The organism is Pantoea sp. M_10 (assembly GCF_008631515.1).
In the GTDB taxonomy this organism is placed as follows: domain Bacteria; phylum Pseudomonadota; class Gammaproteobacteria; order Enterobacterales; family Enterobacteriaceae; genus Pantoea; species Pantoea anthophila.
Map to the genome: position 1 here is coordinate 334,121 of NZ_VWUL01000001.1, position 13,638 is coordinate 347,758.

The 13,638-nt window shown below is 58.1% G+C and carries 12 protein-coding genes; 4 read left to right on the top strand and 8 right to left on the bottom strand.

The window, feature by feature from the left end:
• Position 1: 1 nt before the first annotated feature.
• The 4 genes from pqqC to F3I47_RS01655 all read right to left on the bottom strand — a co-directional run bounded on the left by pqqC (position 2) and on the right by F3I47_RS01655 (position 2,961).
• Positions 2-757, bottom strand: coding sequence for a pyrroloquinoline-quinone synthase PqqC (gene pqqC, locus F3I47_RS01640; protein ID WP_009090267.1), 756 nt, complete (start codon positions 755-757; stop codon positions 2-4).
• 3 nt (positions 758-760) lie between these two features.
• On the bottom strand, positions 761-1,678 hold the full coding sequence (gene pqqB / locus F3I47_RS01645; RefSeq protein WP_150029602.1) for a pyrroloquinoline quinone biosynthesis protein PqqB: 918 nt from the start codon (positions 1,676-1,678) through the stop codon (positions 761-763).
• A gap of 52 nt (positions 1,679-1,730) precedes the next feature.
• Positions 1,731-1,802 carry a pyrroloquinoline quinone precursor peptide PqqA gene (pqqA, locus tag F3I47_RS01650; RefSeq protein ID WP_009090272.1) on the bottom strand — a complete coding sequence of 24 codons (72 nt, stop codon included), beginning with the start codon at positions 1,800-1,802 and terminating at the stop codon, positions 1,731-1,733.
• 142 nt (positions 1,803-1,944) lie between these two features.
• On the bottom strand, positions 1,945-2,961 hold the full coding sequence (locus tag F3I47_RS01655) for a dipeptidase (RefSeq protein ID WP_150029603.1): 1,017 nt from the start codon (positions 2,959-2,961) through the stop codon (positions 1,945-1,947).
• On the opposite strand from F3I47_RS01655, the gene F3I47_RS01660 reads away from it, so the two are divergent.
• Both F3I47_RS01660 and leuA read left to right on the top strand, forming a co-directional pair.
• Positions 2,941-3,516: a hypothetical protein gene (locus F3I47_RS01660; protein WP_223812742.1), complete on the top strand. Its 576-nt coding sequence runs from the start codon at positions 2,941-2,943 to the stop codon at positions 3,514-3,516. The genes F3I47_RS01655 and F3I47_RS01660 overlap by 21 nt on opposite strands.
• A gap of 254 nt (positions 3,517-3,770) precedes the next feature.
• The gene (leuA, locus tag F3I47_RS01665) at positions 3,771-5,486 is read left to right on the top strand and encodes a 2-isopropylmalate synthase (RefSeq protein ID WP_150029604.1); all 1,716 of its coding nucleotides are present in this window, start codon (positions 3,771-3,773) and stop codon (positions 5,484-5,486) included.
• On the opposite strand, the gene F3I47_RS01670 is transcribed toward leuA, so the two are convergent.
• The gene (locus F3I47_RS01670) at positions 5,407-6,186 is read right to left on the bottom strand and encodes a helix-turn-helix transcriptional regulator (protein WP_058958239.1); all 780 of its coding nucleotides are present in this window, start codon (positions 6,184-6,186) and stop codon (positions 5,407-5,409) included. The two genes, leuA and F3I47_RS01670, sit on opposite strands and share 80 nt — an antisense overlap.
• Positions 6,183-7,043, bottom strand: a complete 861-nt coding sequence (locus tag F3I47_RS01675) for an NAD(P)-dependent oxidoreductase (RefSeq protein WP_150029605.1) — start codon at positions 7,041-7,043, stop codon at positions 6,183-6,185. Before F3I47_RS01675 ends, F3I47_RS01670 begins: the two co-directional genes overlap by 4 nt.
• A gap of 195 nt (positions 7,044-7,238) precedes the next feature.
• Here F3I47_RS01675 and pqqU point away from each other — a divergent pair, with 195 nt between their 5' ends.
• Complete coding sequence (gene pqqU, locus F3I47_RS01680; RefSeq protein WP_190311343.1) at positions 7,239-9,359, top strand: TonB-dependent receptor PqqU; 2,121 nt, start codon at positions 7,239-7,241, stop codon at positions 9,357-9,359.
• A 343-nt stretch (positions 9,360-9,702) separates the two neighbouring features.
• Positions 9,703-12,528 (top strand): autotransporter outer membrane beta-barrel domain-containing protein, encoded by a 2,826-nt coding sequence (locus F3I47_RS01685; RefSeq protein ID WP_150029606.1) that lies wholly within the window; start codon positions 9,703-9,705, stop codon positions 12,526-12,528.
• 73 nt (positions 12,529-12,601) lie between these two features.
• Here the strand turns inward: F3I47_RS01685 and F3I47_RS01690 are convergent, their stop codons facing one another.
• Positions 12,602-13,159: an isochorismatase family protein gene (locus F3I47_RS01690; protein ID WP_150029607.1), complete on the bottom strand. Its 558-nt coding sequence runs from the start codon at positions 13,157-13,159 to the stop codon at positions 12,602-12,604.
• 9 nt (positions 13,160-13,168) lie between these two features.
• Positions 13,169-13,600, bottom strand: a complete 432-nt coding sequence (locus F3I47_RS01695; RefSeq protein WP_009090285.1) for a MarR family winged helix-turn-helix transcriptional regulator — start codon at positions 13,598-13,600, stop codon at positions 13,169-13,171.
• Positions 13,601-13,638 lie beyond the last annotated feature (38 nt).

A 13,638-nucleotide genomic window follows, 5' to 3' on the forward strand; every position in this document is an offset into this window, starting at 1 on the left:
GTTATACCAGTCGGGTGGTGTGCCACGCCGCCTTGTCAGTGACGGTGTGATAAGGCGGACGTTTCAGCTCGTAAGCCATGGTCATCGCATCCAGCATGCTCCATAAAATATCGAGCTTAAACTGCAAAATTTCCAGCATGCGGTTCTGGCTCTCTGCGGTGGTGAAAAAGTCCAGCGCCAGCGCCAGGCCATGTTCCACATCGCGGTTCGCCTGACCCAGGCGGCTGCGGAAGTAGAAGTAGCCCTCTTCTTTAATCCATGGATAGTGCTGCGGCCAGCTGTCGAGGCGCGACTGATGGATCTGCGGCGCGAACAGCTCGGTCAGGGAACTGCACGCGGCCTCCTGCCAGTTGGCGCGGCGGGCAAAGTTAATGTAGGCATCCACCGCAAAACGCACGCCGGGCAGCACGTGTTGCTCCGACAGCAGTTCCTCACGCGTCAGACCGACCGCCTCGCCCAGCCGCAGCCAGGCTTCGATGCCGCCCTCTTCGCCATTACTGCCGTCATGGTCAAGGATGCGCTGCACCCATTTGCGCCGGGTAGCCGGATCGGGACAATTCGCCATGATCGCCGCATCTTTCAGCGGAATGGTGGTCTGGTAATAGAAGCGGTTAGCCACCCAGCCCTGAATCTGCTCGCGGGTCGCCTGACCGTTGTGCATCGCAATGTGATAAGGGTGATAAATGTGGTAGTACGCACCCTTGTCGCGCAGAGCCTGTTCAAAAGCCTGTGGCGACAGCGTTTCGGTGATCTGCATGATTTAGCCCTGAAGGTGGATCGCCATTCCGTCCCAGCTCACCTCGATGCCCTGCTCTGTCAGAAACTGACGCTGGGGTGACTGCTCGTTAAGGATCGGATTGGTGTTGTTAATGTGGATCAGAATTTTGCGTTTTGCCGGCAGCGACGCCAGCAGCGCCATCAGCCCCTGCTCTTCTGCCAGTGCCAGATGGCCCATCGCCTTGCCGGTGTTGTGGCCTACGCCGGTGGCGAGCAGCTCATCATCCTGCCAGACGGTGCCGTCAATCAGCAGGCAGTCTGCCCTGTGCAGCCACGGCAGGATGACGTCATCAGGCTCTCCCAGACCGGGTGCATAGAGCAGCGTCTGGCCGCTGGCGCGGTTTTCGATAAACAGCGCCACGTTGTGACCCGGCAGCGGCCGATCGCGATAGGGCGAGTATGGCGGCGCGTTACTGATGATCGGAATCGCGGTAAACTCCAGATCGCGACAGACATCAACGCTGAACGGCGTCAGTGGCGCAATGGGCCGGTGCTGTAAGCCGCCGTTCCAGTGGCTGAGCATCGGAAAAATGGGGAAGCCGGTGCTGAGGTCGGCATGCACCTCAGGGGTGCACCATACCTGATGCGGACAGCCTTCACGCAGGCTGAGCAGCCCGGTGGTGTGATCGATCTGACTGTCGGTCAGGATAATGGCACCTATCGCGGTGCCGCGCAGTACCCCTTTGCGGGTCAGCTCGGGCGTATGCAGGATCTGTTGACTGATATCGGGAGAGGCATTGCACAGCACCCAGTCCTCGCCGTTATCGCTGAGGATAATCGACGACTGTGTACGCATGCTGGCCTGAATCGTGCCGTTTCGCACGCCGTGGCAGTTGGCGCAGTTGCAGTTCCACTGCGGAAACCCGCCACCCGCGGCCGAACCGAGGATTTTGATAAACATAGAGAAAAACCAGAAGTTGAAAAAATGCCCGCTCAGAAGGCGGGCATAACGATTAACGGTTGGAGATGTAGAGAGTCACTTCCAGACCGAGACGCAGATCAACGAAGGTTGGTTTTTTCCACATAATTTATATCCTCTTTATTAACAGTAATTTAGCTGCCTGGAATCAGCGTGACAGCGATTAAATGAGAGCACTGTCACAATTTCCAGGCAGATGGTGCGCCAATGGCGCGTCGGGATCAAGTCCGGACGTAAGGAAATTGTTATCACAGCCCGGTCAGACGTAAAACCCGCTGCCAGTTTCCCCATGCCAGCTTCTCTGTCAGTGTCTGATCATAGCCCGCTTCCCGGAAAGCTGCGAGCAGACGCGGCATCCCGCCGACATCCCCCAGCGCATCCGGCGGGGTGATGCCGTCGAAATCGGAGCCAAAGGCCACATGGTCGCTGCCCATTATCCTCAACAGGTGATCACAATGCTTAACAATTTCTGTTAATGGCGTGTCGGCATCGCGTTTACCGTCCGTCCGCAGAAACGCGTTGCCGAAGTTGATGCCGACCAGCCCCCCACTGTCGCGGATCGCCATCAGCTGCGCATCCGTGAGATTGCGCGGCTGCGGGCAGAGGGCGTGCGCGTTAGAGTGGCTAGCAACCAGCGGCGCAGCGGCGATCCGGGCAGTGTCCTGGAAGGCCTTTTCATTCATGTGAGAGACGTCGATCATCATATTGAGCGCGCTGGCCTGCTGGATCAGCCGTTCACCGGCCGGGGTCAGCCCCGGCCCGGTATCGGGTGAGCCGGGGAAGCTGCCGCTGACGCCCTGACCAAAGCGGTTAGGCAGATTCCAGAACGGCCCGATGCTGCGCACCCCCGCCTGCCAGAAAGCGTGCAGCTGTTCGCCCTCTTCATCCAGCGCATCGGCCCCTTCGATATGCGCCACCATCGCCAGCACACCCGCCGCCCGGCACTCTGCAATCTCCTCCACGCTGCGGCAGAGACGCGCCCGGCCCCCTGATTCATCGGCCAGTTGCTGCAGGATCTGCAGCTGCTGCCACATGATCTCAAGCGGTTGCCAGGGTTCACCGGCACGGGCTGGCACGGTGCGGGCAATGTACTCCTGCGGCGGCACAAAAATCGCAAACAGCCCGCCGCCAAAGCCCCCCTGCTGAATGCGCGGGAAATCGAGGTGGCCCCGTTCAATACCCTGATAAAACGCCTGCACAGGCGCATCGCGATGGTGCAGCCAGAGGTTAAGCAGCAGGTCGTTGTGACCGTCAAAAATCAGCATAAGTGTTCACCCGGAGAAACAGGCGATCATGCTACCCCCGCCTGGCAGATTCATCAAACCGGAGCGCACACAGGGTGTTGTCCTGAATATTTCAGGATAGAGTGCAGAGAACATTTCTTATGCGCCGGTCTGAAGTGGATTATTTACTGGGGTCAACAGGTGACTGAGTTTTATATCTCAAGAGCGGGGCTGATTTCTGGCCTCGCTGGTAGCTTTCTGATTTTCATCTCTTTCTTCCTGTACGCTTTTAACAGAAAAGCGTATGACAGACTCATTTCCCTGTTCCTGGAGAAATATCAGTTTCCGCCACCCTGTTCGTTCTATCACATGGCCGGTTTTTTTGGCGCATATCAGGTGTGCAGATTTTTCATTAATCTCAGCAGGAATAAACCAATAGCCTCCCTCAGCAAGGAGAGTCCTGCTTACTCCTTTTTCGGCGAAAACAGACTCACCGTCAGCCGCTGGATGATCTCGTTAGTGCGTCTGTGGATGTTTGCAGGAATCTGCTATCTCGGCACAGCGCTCGCTGTTCTGACTCTGATTGTCCTCAGGTGAGAACGACACTGATCCCGACGTAATCTTACCAGCCCACGCTGCAGGCATCGTCTTTGACTACAGCGCCTGTTGCTCACCCATCTGACATCAACTCACAGCCTTCCCTTTTCAGCCTTCTTCGTCTTCAGGCGGAACAGCGCTGCTTGCATATTCACCTTGCTGTGTGTTGTCACTTTTGCGCATCAGGTTGTCAGCATTGCGCGCGCGGCGGAGAGGCGCTGGCGGCAGACTGATAAAAAAACAAGGAGAACCCTATGCTGACGCAACCCGCTGATAAATACCGTCCCGCCCCGCTGATGTCGCTGCCCGATCGTCAGTGGCCTTCACGCCAGCTCACTCAGGCACCGCGCTGGCTCTCTACCGATCTGCGCGATGGCAATCAGGCGCTGGCGGAACCGATGGATCGCGAGCGCAAAATGGCCTTCTGGGATCTGCTGCTGCGCTGCGGTTTCCGGGAGATCGAGGTCGCCTTTCCCTCAGCATCGCAGACAGATTTTGATTTCGTTCGCGATCTGATTGAACAGCGGCGCATTCCGCAGGATGTGACGCTGCAGGTGCTGACGCAGGCGCGCGCCGATCTGATCGCCCGCACCTTCGAATCGCTGCAGGGGGTGCCGCGCGCCATTGTGCATCTCTATAACGCCACTGCACCGCTGTTTCGCGAACGAGTTTTTAAACAGAGCAAAGCGGAGATTATCGCCCTCGCCACCGCAGGCGCGCGGCAGATCCGCGCCGGATGCGAGGCGCAGCCGGCAACCCACTGGACCTTTCAATATTCACCCGAGACGTTCTGTTTCACCGAACCGGCGTTCGTTCTGGAGATTTGCGAGGCGGTGGCGGATGTCTGGCAGCCCGATGCCACGCGGCCAATGATCATCAACCTGCCCGCCACGGTGGAGGTGAATACGCCGAATGTCTATGCCGATCAGATCGAGTATTTCTGTCGCCACTTCAGCCGCCGCGATGCCGTCTGTATCAGCGTCCATCCGCATAACGATCGCGGCACCGGCGTCGCCTGCGCGGAGCTGGCTCTGCTGGCGGGCGCTGACCGGGTTGAAGGCTGCCTGTTTGGCAACGGCGAGCGCACCGGCAATGTCGATCTGGTCACGCTGGCGCTGAATCTCTACACGCAGGGCGTTTCGCCGCATCTCGACTTCAGCAAAATGCAGGAGGTGATTGAGGTGGTGACCCGCTGCAACCAGTTGCCGGTGCATCCCCGCCATCCCTACGCGGGGGAGCTGGTCTTCACCGCCTTCTCCGGTTCGCATCAGGACGCGATCAAAAAAGGGTTCGCCATTCGCGCCGAACAGCAGGAGACGCTGTGGCAGATGCCCTACCTGCCCCTTGACCCGGCCGACATCGGCTGCAGCTATGAGGCGGTGATCCGTGTCAACAGCCAGTCAGGCAAAAGCGGAGCCGCCTGGCTGCTGGAACAGAATCACGGTTTACAGCTGCCGCGTGCCCTGCAGCAGGATTTCAGCCGCTGTGTGCAGCAGGAGACAGACCGGCACGGTGGAGAGATGACGCACTACGCGCTGTGGCAGCTCTTTTGCCGCCGCTATGGTGTGACGCAGCCTGCAATCACCCTGGAGCAGGCTGACAGCCAGAGCGACAGCACCGGACAGACGCAGATGCGCGCCAGCGTCCGCTGTCAGGAGCGTCCGGTGACGCTCACCGGCCGGGGCAATGGCTGGCTGTCGGCGGCGGTCAATGCCCTCGCTGGCGCGTTCGATCTTCATCTGACCATTGAGGATTATCATGAACATACGCTGGGGCGGCGCAGTGACAGCCGTTCCGTGGCCTATATCAGCTGTGTGGATGCGCGTGGGGTGCGGGCCTGGGGTGTGAGCATCGACAACGACACGACTCGTGCGGCCCTGCAGGCACTGCTCAGCGCGGCGGGCTGCTTTCTGGCGGCGGAAAGTAGTCCGTCGGTGACACGCCCAGCAGACGACGAAACATCGCACTGAAGGCGCTGGGGCTTTCATAGCCCAGCTCCAGCGCCACCCGCAGCACCGCATCGCCCTGCGCCAGTCGCGTCAGGGCGATCGCCAGCCGGGCGCGTCGCACCCAGTCGCTGAACTGCAATCCGGTTTCGCGCATAAAATGGCGGGCCAGCGTCCGGCCCGAGACGTTCAGGTGGGTACTGGCGCGCAGTAGCGTCCAGTTTTCGCCGGGGGTCTGCTGGATCCGCTCACACAGCGCCTGAAGCCGGGCGCTGTGTGGCGTTGGCAGCGCAAATGGCAGCACATCCATACCGCGAATTTCATCCAGAATCAACTCCATTACCCGCTCAGCCCGGCTGCCTGCCTCGTAATGCACCGGCAGCGCGAGTGCGGTAACAATCAGCTCACGCAGCAACGGCGAGATCTGCACCACCTGACAGCTGGCGGGCAGATCGGCGCGTGCCAGCGGATCGATAAACAGCGTGCGCGCCGCGACGCTGCCGGTAATCTGCAACGCATGACGGGTAAACGCGGGCAGCCAGACGCCGCGGCTGGGTGGCACGATCCAGCTGCCATACTCCGTTTCCACCCGCACCACGCCGCTCAGCGTGTGGATCAGCTGTGCGCAGGTATGGTGGTGCCAGGGCTCACTGGCACCGTGCAGGTAGTCGTGCGCCAGCGGCACCAGCGGACGATGGCTGAAGTCAACCGGCTGCTGGCTCATTGCGCTTTCAGATAGCGGTAGATCACCGCCAGATCCTCTTCACCGTGTCCTTCATCAACCGCCTGCTGCCAGAGCCGGGAAATATTCTCCAGCGCTGGCAGCGGCGTTTCTGCGGCATCCAGCGCCAGTCGGGCATCCTTCAGCGCCCAGACCAGATGCATCTGCGGGGTGTAGTCATCGCGGGCCATCATCTCCAGCTTCATTTTTGCATAAGGGGCCGCGAGCGGACCGCCCTCCAGCACCTGCCAGAGATCGTCGGTGGAGAAGCCGAACTGCGCTGCCAGCTGGGTACTCTCTGCCAGGCTCTGCATCATGCCAATCAGCCAGCTGTTGATCACCAGCTTCATACGACTGCTTTTACCCGCTTCGCCCAGCCACTGCGTACCTTTACCGATGGCGGCAAACACCGCTTCTGCCGCCTGCGCCCGGCTCTGATCGCCACTGGCGAGCACCAGAATCTGTGCGTTTTCGGCCGGTGCCTTGGTGCCGGAAACCGGCGCATCAATAAACAGCAGATCGGGACGGTCCTCTGCGAAAAAGGCGATCAGCGCGTCCGTTTTTTCCACCCCGATGGTGCCCATCTGGCACAGCGTTGCACCCTGTTTAAGGGCTTCCTTAACCTGATGCAGCACCTGCTCAGTGGTATCACCGTCCGCCAGCATAGCGATCACGACATCCGCCTGCCGCACCGCCTCGTCCGGCGAGTCAGCCAGCTGCAACCCCGCGTCCAGCAAATCTTCGCCGCGTGCGCGGGTGCGATTCCAGCCGTGCACGGTAAAGCCTTTCTTCAGCAGATTAGCGGCAAATGCATGCCCCATTGCGCCTAATCCCAGAACCGCCACTTCAGGTTGTTTCATGCTGACTCCCTTGAGTTATCTGACGGCACCCCACAACGGTGGATGCCCGTGACCAGTAAAGTTGCGTTTCAGCCTGGCGGTAAACAGAGAAAAAATCCAGCCCGAAACGGTGTACCCCAACCGGGCAAACCCTTACCATACGCGACAATTGTTCCATCTGGTTCAATACCTCTTCTCTTTTCCAGGCGACTTATAATGAAAATAATTTCTCTGCGTCAGATGACGCTGGTCATGTTGCCCGCCATGCTGCCGCTGCCGCTGCTGGCGGCGGATAACGACGCGACCTTGGTCGTCACCGCCGCACCGTCAGAACAGGGGCTCAACGAACTCGATACCCCCGCGGCCCTGAGCGTGGTCAGCGGCGACGATATGCGCCAGGCCGCCCCGCGCGTGAACCTGTCGGAAAACCTCGGCAGCGTGCCCGGTCTGCAGATCCAGAACCGACAAAATTACGCCCAGGACCTGCAGATTTCGATGCGTGGCTTTGGCTCCCGCTCCACCTATGGCGTGCGCGGCCTGCGCATTTATGTGGATGGCATTCCGGCGACCATGCCGGATGGGCAGTCACAGACCTCAAATATCGATATCGGCTCGGTTGACCATGTTGAAGTGCTGCGCGGCCCCTTCTCAGCACTCTATGGCAATGCGTCAGGCGGGGTCATCAACGTCACGACACAGCAGGGGCAGCAGCCGGCGACGCTGGAAGCCGGCAGCTGGTACGGCAGTTACGGCAGCTGGCGCAACAGTGTTAAAGCCAGCGGCGCGACCGGTGACGGCACGCATGCCGGCGATGTGAACTACACCGTTTCTGCCTCCCGCTTTACCACCCACGGCTATCGCGACCACAGCTCCGCCCAGAAAAACCTCGGAAACGCCAGACTCGGCGTGCGCATTGATGATGTCAGTACCCTGACGCTGCTGTTTAACAGCGTTCACATCGACGCACAGGACCCGGGCGGCCTGACCGCGGCACAGTGGCGCGACAATCCGCGTCAGGTGGTGAACAATGTCTCGCTCTATAACACCCGCAAAACGGTCGATCAGACCCAGGGCGGTCTGCGCTATCAGCGCCAGATGAGTGAAAATGACGACCTCAGCGTCATGCTCTATGCGGGCATGCGCGAAACGACCCAGTTCCAGTCGATTCCCGCCACGGTGCAGCTTAAACCTACCCATCCCGGTGGCGTGATCGCCCTGACCCGCCATTATCAGGGTGCAGACACCCGCTGGACTCATCGCGATACCCTGCTGTCCATTCCGGTAGCGCTGACCGGTGGCCTTGACTATGAAACCATGAGCGAGCGCCGTAAGGGCTACGAGAACTTCACCGTCAGTGACGGCGTTACGCACCTGGGCGAACAGGGCAATCTGCGACGCAACGAGCGCAACCTGATGTGGACGCTCGATCCCTACCTGCAGACTGCCTGGCAACTGACGGATAAGCTTTCGCTCGATGCGGGCGTGCGCTTCAGCACCGTCAACTTTGACTCGAATGACTTCTACATTCGCCCCGGCAACGGCGACGACAGCGGGAATGCGCGCTATCACAAGTGGCTGCCCGCGGCGGCGCTGAAGTATGCCGTTGATCCCGGCTGGAACGTGTGGATCTCTGCCGGGCGCGGCTTTGAAACCCCGACCATCAATGAGCTTTCCTATCGTTCGGATAATGCGACCGGCCTGAACCTGGGACTGAAACCCGCCACCAGCGACACGCTGGAGGCAGGCACCAAAAAACGCATCGGCAATGGCCTGCTGAGCGCGGCGCTGTTCCAGACTGACACCCGCGATGAGATTGTGGCAGATGCCAGCAGCGGCGGTCGTACCACCTATAAAAACGCCGGTCAGACACGCCGTCGCGGTCTTGAGCTGAGCCTGGACCAGCAGTTTGCCTGGGACTGGCGGCTGAAGATGGCTTACACCCTGCTGGATGCGCGCTATCGCAGCAACGCCTGCGGCAGTGACAGCTGTGACGGCAACCGTATTCCGGGCATTGTCCGCAACATGGCCTACGCAGGCCTGGGCTACCTGCCGGAAGAGGGTTTCTATGCGGGAAGCGAAGTGCGCTACCTGAGCCAGATTGCCGCTGAAGATCAGAATAGCGTTAACACCCCTTCCTACACGGTGGCCGCACTGAACAGTGGCTATAAATGGAAACTGGACGCGTGGACGCTGGATCTGTTTGGGCGGGTCGATAACCTGTTTGACCGGCATTACGTGGGGTCGGTGATTGTGAACGAGAGTAATGGCCGTTATTTCGAGTCTGCGCCCGGTCGTAATTACAGCGCTGGATTCACGGTGAGTTACGCATTTAACTAATTTAATAAGTGGCTTTTATAAAGCCACTTATTACCGTCAAACCCTGAATTACCAATTAATAATATCCGTTACCTTCTTAGTTAATTAATAACCCACACAAGCCCGCACTCATAAAAAAAGCCCCTTATTTACCCACCCCCGTAACCTTATTGCAACCAGAACCCTCTTTTGATAATAGAAACCGGGGCGCATTTGGGATAAATCAAAAATAGAACCCGCCTTCCCTGATAAATTATTCTCAGCTCAAACGTATCTGCTTAGCCGCACATTGAATAATTAATCTTTCTGTGTGCGCGTTGATTTTTCGTGCCACACAGGGAATGTTTTGCTGATGAATAAGATAATGAGTCGTTTAACGCCGCTGGCGTTACTGACAGGATTTATGATGAGCGGTAACGTGGCGGGTGAGAATATCGGAAGCCAGACAGGGGCCAATATAACCCTGAATGATGGCGACATTCTGACCGGAGACGCCACCTATTCAGGCGGGCTATATGGCGTCGTCAATCCCTACAATCAGACCGGAATTGTTAATCTGGGTCGTCGCGCTTTTATAAACGTTACTGATGCCGATAATTATGCACGCGGCGTAGTCATCTGGGGGAATGAGAGCCAGCTGTCTGCGGAAGGACTTACTCTCAATATCAGTGGAAATAGTGCCCTGGGCATTAATATTACGGGTCAGGATATTACTGCCGATCTGGGGACGGGAACCACTGTCAATGTGACCGGAACCGCTACCGCTTCCGGTATCCTGATTCGGGGAGCGTCATCGCTGAAAGCGGAAGCCCTTACGGTGAATCTGACAGGAGACAGTGGTTTTGGCCTCAGCGTCAGCAATGCGGGCACCCGCGTGGACCTGGGGAGTGGCAGCACCCTATCGACTCAGGGTAGAGGAAGCCACGCTATCAGGGTCCATGCCCTGAATGGGAGAGAGTCATCCCGCCGCACATCACTGACCGCAAATCAACTGACGCTCAACACGACAGGCGATTCTGCTTATGGCCTCAATCTGCAGGCCGATTCGCTCGCGAATCTGGGATCCGGAAGCACCATCACGACAACTGGCGCGAACGCCTTTGGTATCTGGAACTTTGGTGAACTTGCCGCTGATAATCTGACCATTAATACGACAGGAAGCGGCTCTGTTGGTCTTGAGGTGCGTCAGAATGGCGTTGCTGATATTGGTCCCGGCAGCCATGTAACGTCTGAACAGGCTGGCAGCATCGTCGCCAGCGGCACGTCAGCAATCATTAACTACAAAGGAACAGCAGAACAGCGAAACAGCCTTCATTCAGGCGGTTATTATGCCGCTTCTGCCCAGACGCCTGGCTCCTCTGTTACGCTTGATGAGACCGATATTACCGGCGCCAGCATGGCGCTGTGGGCGCTGAACGAGGGTCATATCTCGGGTAATAATGTTTCTATCATGAGTGCAGTCAACCCCGTAGCGGCGCTTTACGCAATGAAAGGCGGCGAGATCAATCTGACCGGTAATATCGATATCACCATGGCCTCGCCAGATCAGTTCGCCATCGCCACGCAATATGATGCAGGTTACGCACAGGGCGTGGTTAATATCGACGGCAAACTGAATATGACAGGTTCCGTTTATTCCCGCGGCGGCTTCGTTGATTTAGCGCTGCAGCCCGGCTCGGTCTGGCAAGGCGCAGCCATCAGCGACGGTGTAAATAAGGGGTATCTGAATACGACCTTAGATAAAAGTGACTGGTATGTCAGCGCAAATTCAAATGTGGATCGGTTAAACATGAATAAGGGGCGGATTGATTTTACCCGGTCAATCTCTGCATCCGATTATTCCACCTTAACCGTTGCCGATCTGTCAGGTAGCGGTAATTTCAATATGCGTGTTGATCCGGTGGGTGAAGGTGATGGCGTTAATAACCGTGGCGATAAGCTGGTTGTCACAAACAGCAGCCAGGGTGACTTCACATTGTCATTTGTTAATCAGGGCAGTCTGGCGACAACAGGCCATGAGTTATTAACCGTGGCAGAAACTCCTGACGGGATAGCAAATTTTACCACAGCATCAGATATTGAACTGGGCGGCTATCTCTACTCAGTGCGTAAAACCGGCACGAACTGGGAACTCTACTCTTCCGGCGCCGCATCAGCACCGGAACCAGAACCCGCTCCGGATCCGGCACCAGATCCAGCCCCTGCTCCGCAGCCTGCGCCAGAACCTGAACCTGAACCTGAACCAGAACCTGAACCGGCGCCGACGCCAGCGCCCCCGATTACCACCACGGCAGATGCAGGCGGTAATTTCCTGCATGTCAGTTACCTGATGAACTATGTCGAAACGCAAACCCTGTTTCAGCGCCTGGGCGACATCCGTCAGGACCATGCGAAAGGGAATGTCTGGTTGCGGGGCTTCGGCGGTAAACTGAACGCCTTCTCAGGCGGCAGACTGAGTGACTTTGAAATGGGCTACAGCGGCTATCAGTTTGGCGCAGATAAGCATCTGGCCGACGATATAAACGTGTCAGGCGGCCTGTTTATGGGGACCACCCACGCCTCACCTCACTACCGCGGGGGCGAGGGTACGGCCAAATCAGAACATGTGGGGGGCTATCTGACCTGGGTCGCTGACAACGGTTTTTACGTTGATCAGGTCGTTAAGATCAACCGCATCCGCAATCAGTTCATGGTGAAAGATAGCCAGCAGAATCCGGTCTCCGGTCAGGCCAAATCAAATGGATTCACATTTTCCGTTGAGGCGGGCAGGCGTTTTCACTTCTCTCCTGATGACCAGGGCTTTTATCTCGAACCTCAGGCTCAGATTACCGCAGGCCGGCAGAAAGGGTCGCAGACCCGGGCCAGCAACGGTCTGGTTATTGCGTTTAAAGATTATCATTCCGTTAACGGTCGGGCAGGCGCGCTGGCAGGATACAGTCAGAAAAGTGGAGCAACGAATTACAATGTCTATTTCAAAACCGGCGTGGAACGCGAGTTTTCAGCCAGCATGCAATATGCTCTGAACGGTTCAACGGAGAAAGCGGATTTCAGCGGAAATGCCTTGCGCAACGGACTGGGAGTCAGTGCCGATATAGACACCGCACATCATCTTTATCTGGAAGCCGATTTAACGACCGGTCAGCGCTTTGATCAACGCCAGCTCAATGCCGGTTACCGTTTTAGCTTTTAACTGAAGAGTTAACGTTCAGCCATCCCTGTCCTGCCCTCCGTGGCAGGACTTTTTTGCCTGATACTCAGTCAGATCAGGCCTGCGGCAGCAGCGCAACAATCTCCTCACTGCTGCCGGTTTCACCCAGGCGCGGGAAGATCAGATTGATGCTGTTGTTGTGCGTATCAATGTTGAGATCGGTCATCGCATCGGTCGCCAGTGTGACGTTGTAACCTGACTCATAGGCCTGTCGTGCCGTGGACTCCACGCCGATACTGGTCGCGATCCCGCAGATCACCACCTGGGTGATGCCGCGCTGCTGCAATTCCTCGTGCAGCGCCGTGGCCTGAAACGCGCCCCAGCTCTTTTTGGTGATGGTGATGTCATTCTGCTGCGGCGTCATTGCCGGAACCAGCGTCGCCCAGTCGGCAGGCAGTTCACCGCTGTGACGGGCCTGCTCAGTGCGGCCTGGCGCACCACCGGCCACGTTAACCAGCACAACCGGCAGATTATGCTGGCGGAATGCCGCCGCCAGCGCGGCACAGCGTTCGATCACCAGCTGCGGCTCATGGACCAGTGGCAGCGCCACAATGCCATGCTGCAGGTCGATAACAATCAGCGCCGTTTTTGCATCAAGTGTGGTTACAGCCATATTAAATCCTTAAAGTGAATGGTCAGCGAGTCGCTGCAGTAAAGGGAGAACGTCGGTCAGTTGCTGCTGTTCAGCCGGTGTCAGCCGGGCCTCAAGCGTCCGTACCAGCCAGTCGTCACGCATCGCGCGGCTGGAAGCAATCACCGCCAGGCTGGCCGCGGTCGGCAGGTAGCGGGTCTTGCGGCCATCGTGCGGGTCGGGTTCCCCTGTCACCAGATCCGCCGCCAGTAACCCCGCAACGGTGCTGCCCATCGACTGGCTGCGCACGCCTTCCGCCGCGGCCAGCTGCGTCACCGTCATCGCCCCGTCCCGCACCAGATGGCCCAGTACCGCCACCTGTGACCAGGTTAACTCACCGGGTGGGGCCGATTCGCGCAGGCGGCGACTCAGCTTACCCACCAGCATGCGCAGCAGGGCTGCCGATTCAGTCAGATCGCTCATTGCCGGTCTCCATAGCCAGGCGAAAGTATAGAGATACG

Bases quoted from the DNA above. Each gene is read 5' to 3' on its own strand.
- F3I47_RS01655 (WP_150029603.1), bottom strand. From the start codon at position 2,961: ATGCTGATTTTTGACGGTCACAACGACCTGCTGCTTAACCTCTGGCTG.
- F3I47_RS01670 (WP_058958239.1), bottom strand. From the start codon at position 6,186: ATGAGCCAGCAGCCGGTTGACTTCAGCCATCGTCCGCTGGTGCCGCTG.
- F3I47_RS01685 (WP_150029606.1), top strand. From the start codon at position 9,703: ATGAGTCGTTTAACGCCGCTGGCGTTACTGACAGGATTTATGATGAGC.
- F3I47_RS01675 (WP_150029605.1), bottom strand. From the start codon at position 7,043: ATGAAACAACCTGAAGTGGCGGTTCTGGGATTAGGCGCAATGGGGCAT.
- F3I47_RS01695 (WP_009090285.1), bottom strand. From the start codon at position 13,600: ATGAGCGATCTGACTGAATCGGCAGCCCTGCTGCGCATGCTGGTGGGT.
- pqqU (WP_190311343.1), top strand. From the start codon at position 7,239: ATGAAAATAATTTCTCTGCGTCAGATGACGCTGGTCATGTTGCCCGCC.
- pqqB (WP_150029602.1), bottom strand. From the start codon at position 1,678: ATGTTTATCAAAATCCTCGGTTCGGCCGCGGGTGGCGGGTTTCCGCAG.
- pqqC (WP_009090267.1), bottom strand. From the start codon at position 757: ATGCAGATCACCGAAACGCTGTCGCCACAGGCTTTTGAACAGGCTCTG.
- leuA (WP_150029604.1), top strand. From the start codon at position 3,771: ATGCTGACGCAACCCGCTGATAAATACCGTCCCGCCCCGCTGATGTCG.
- F3I47_RS01690 (WP_150029607.1), bottom strand. From the start codon at position 13,159: ATGGCTGTAACCACACTTGATGCAAAAACGGCGCTGATTGTTATCGAC.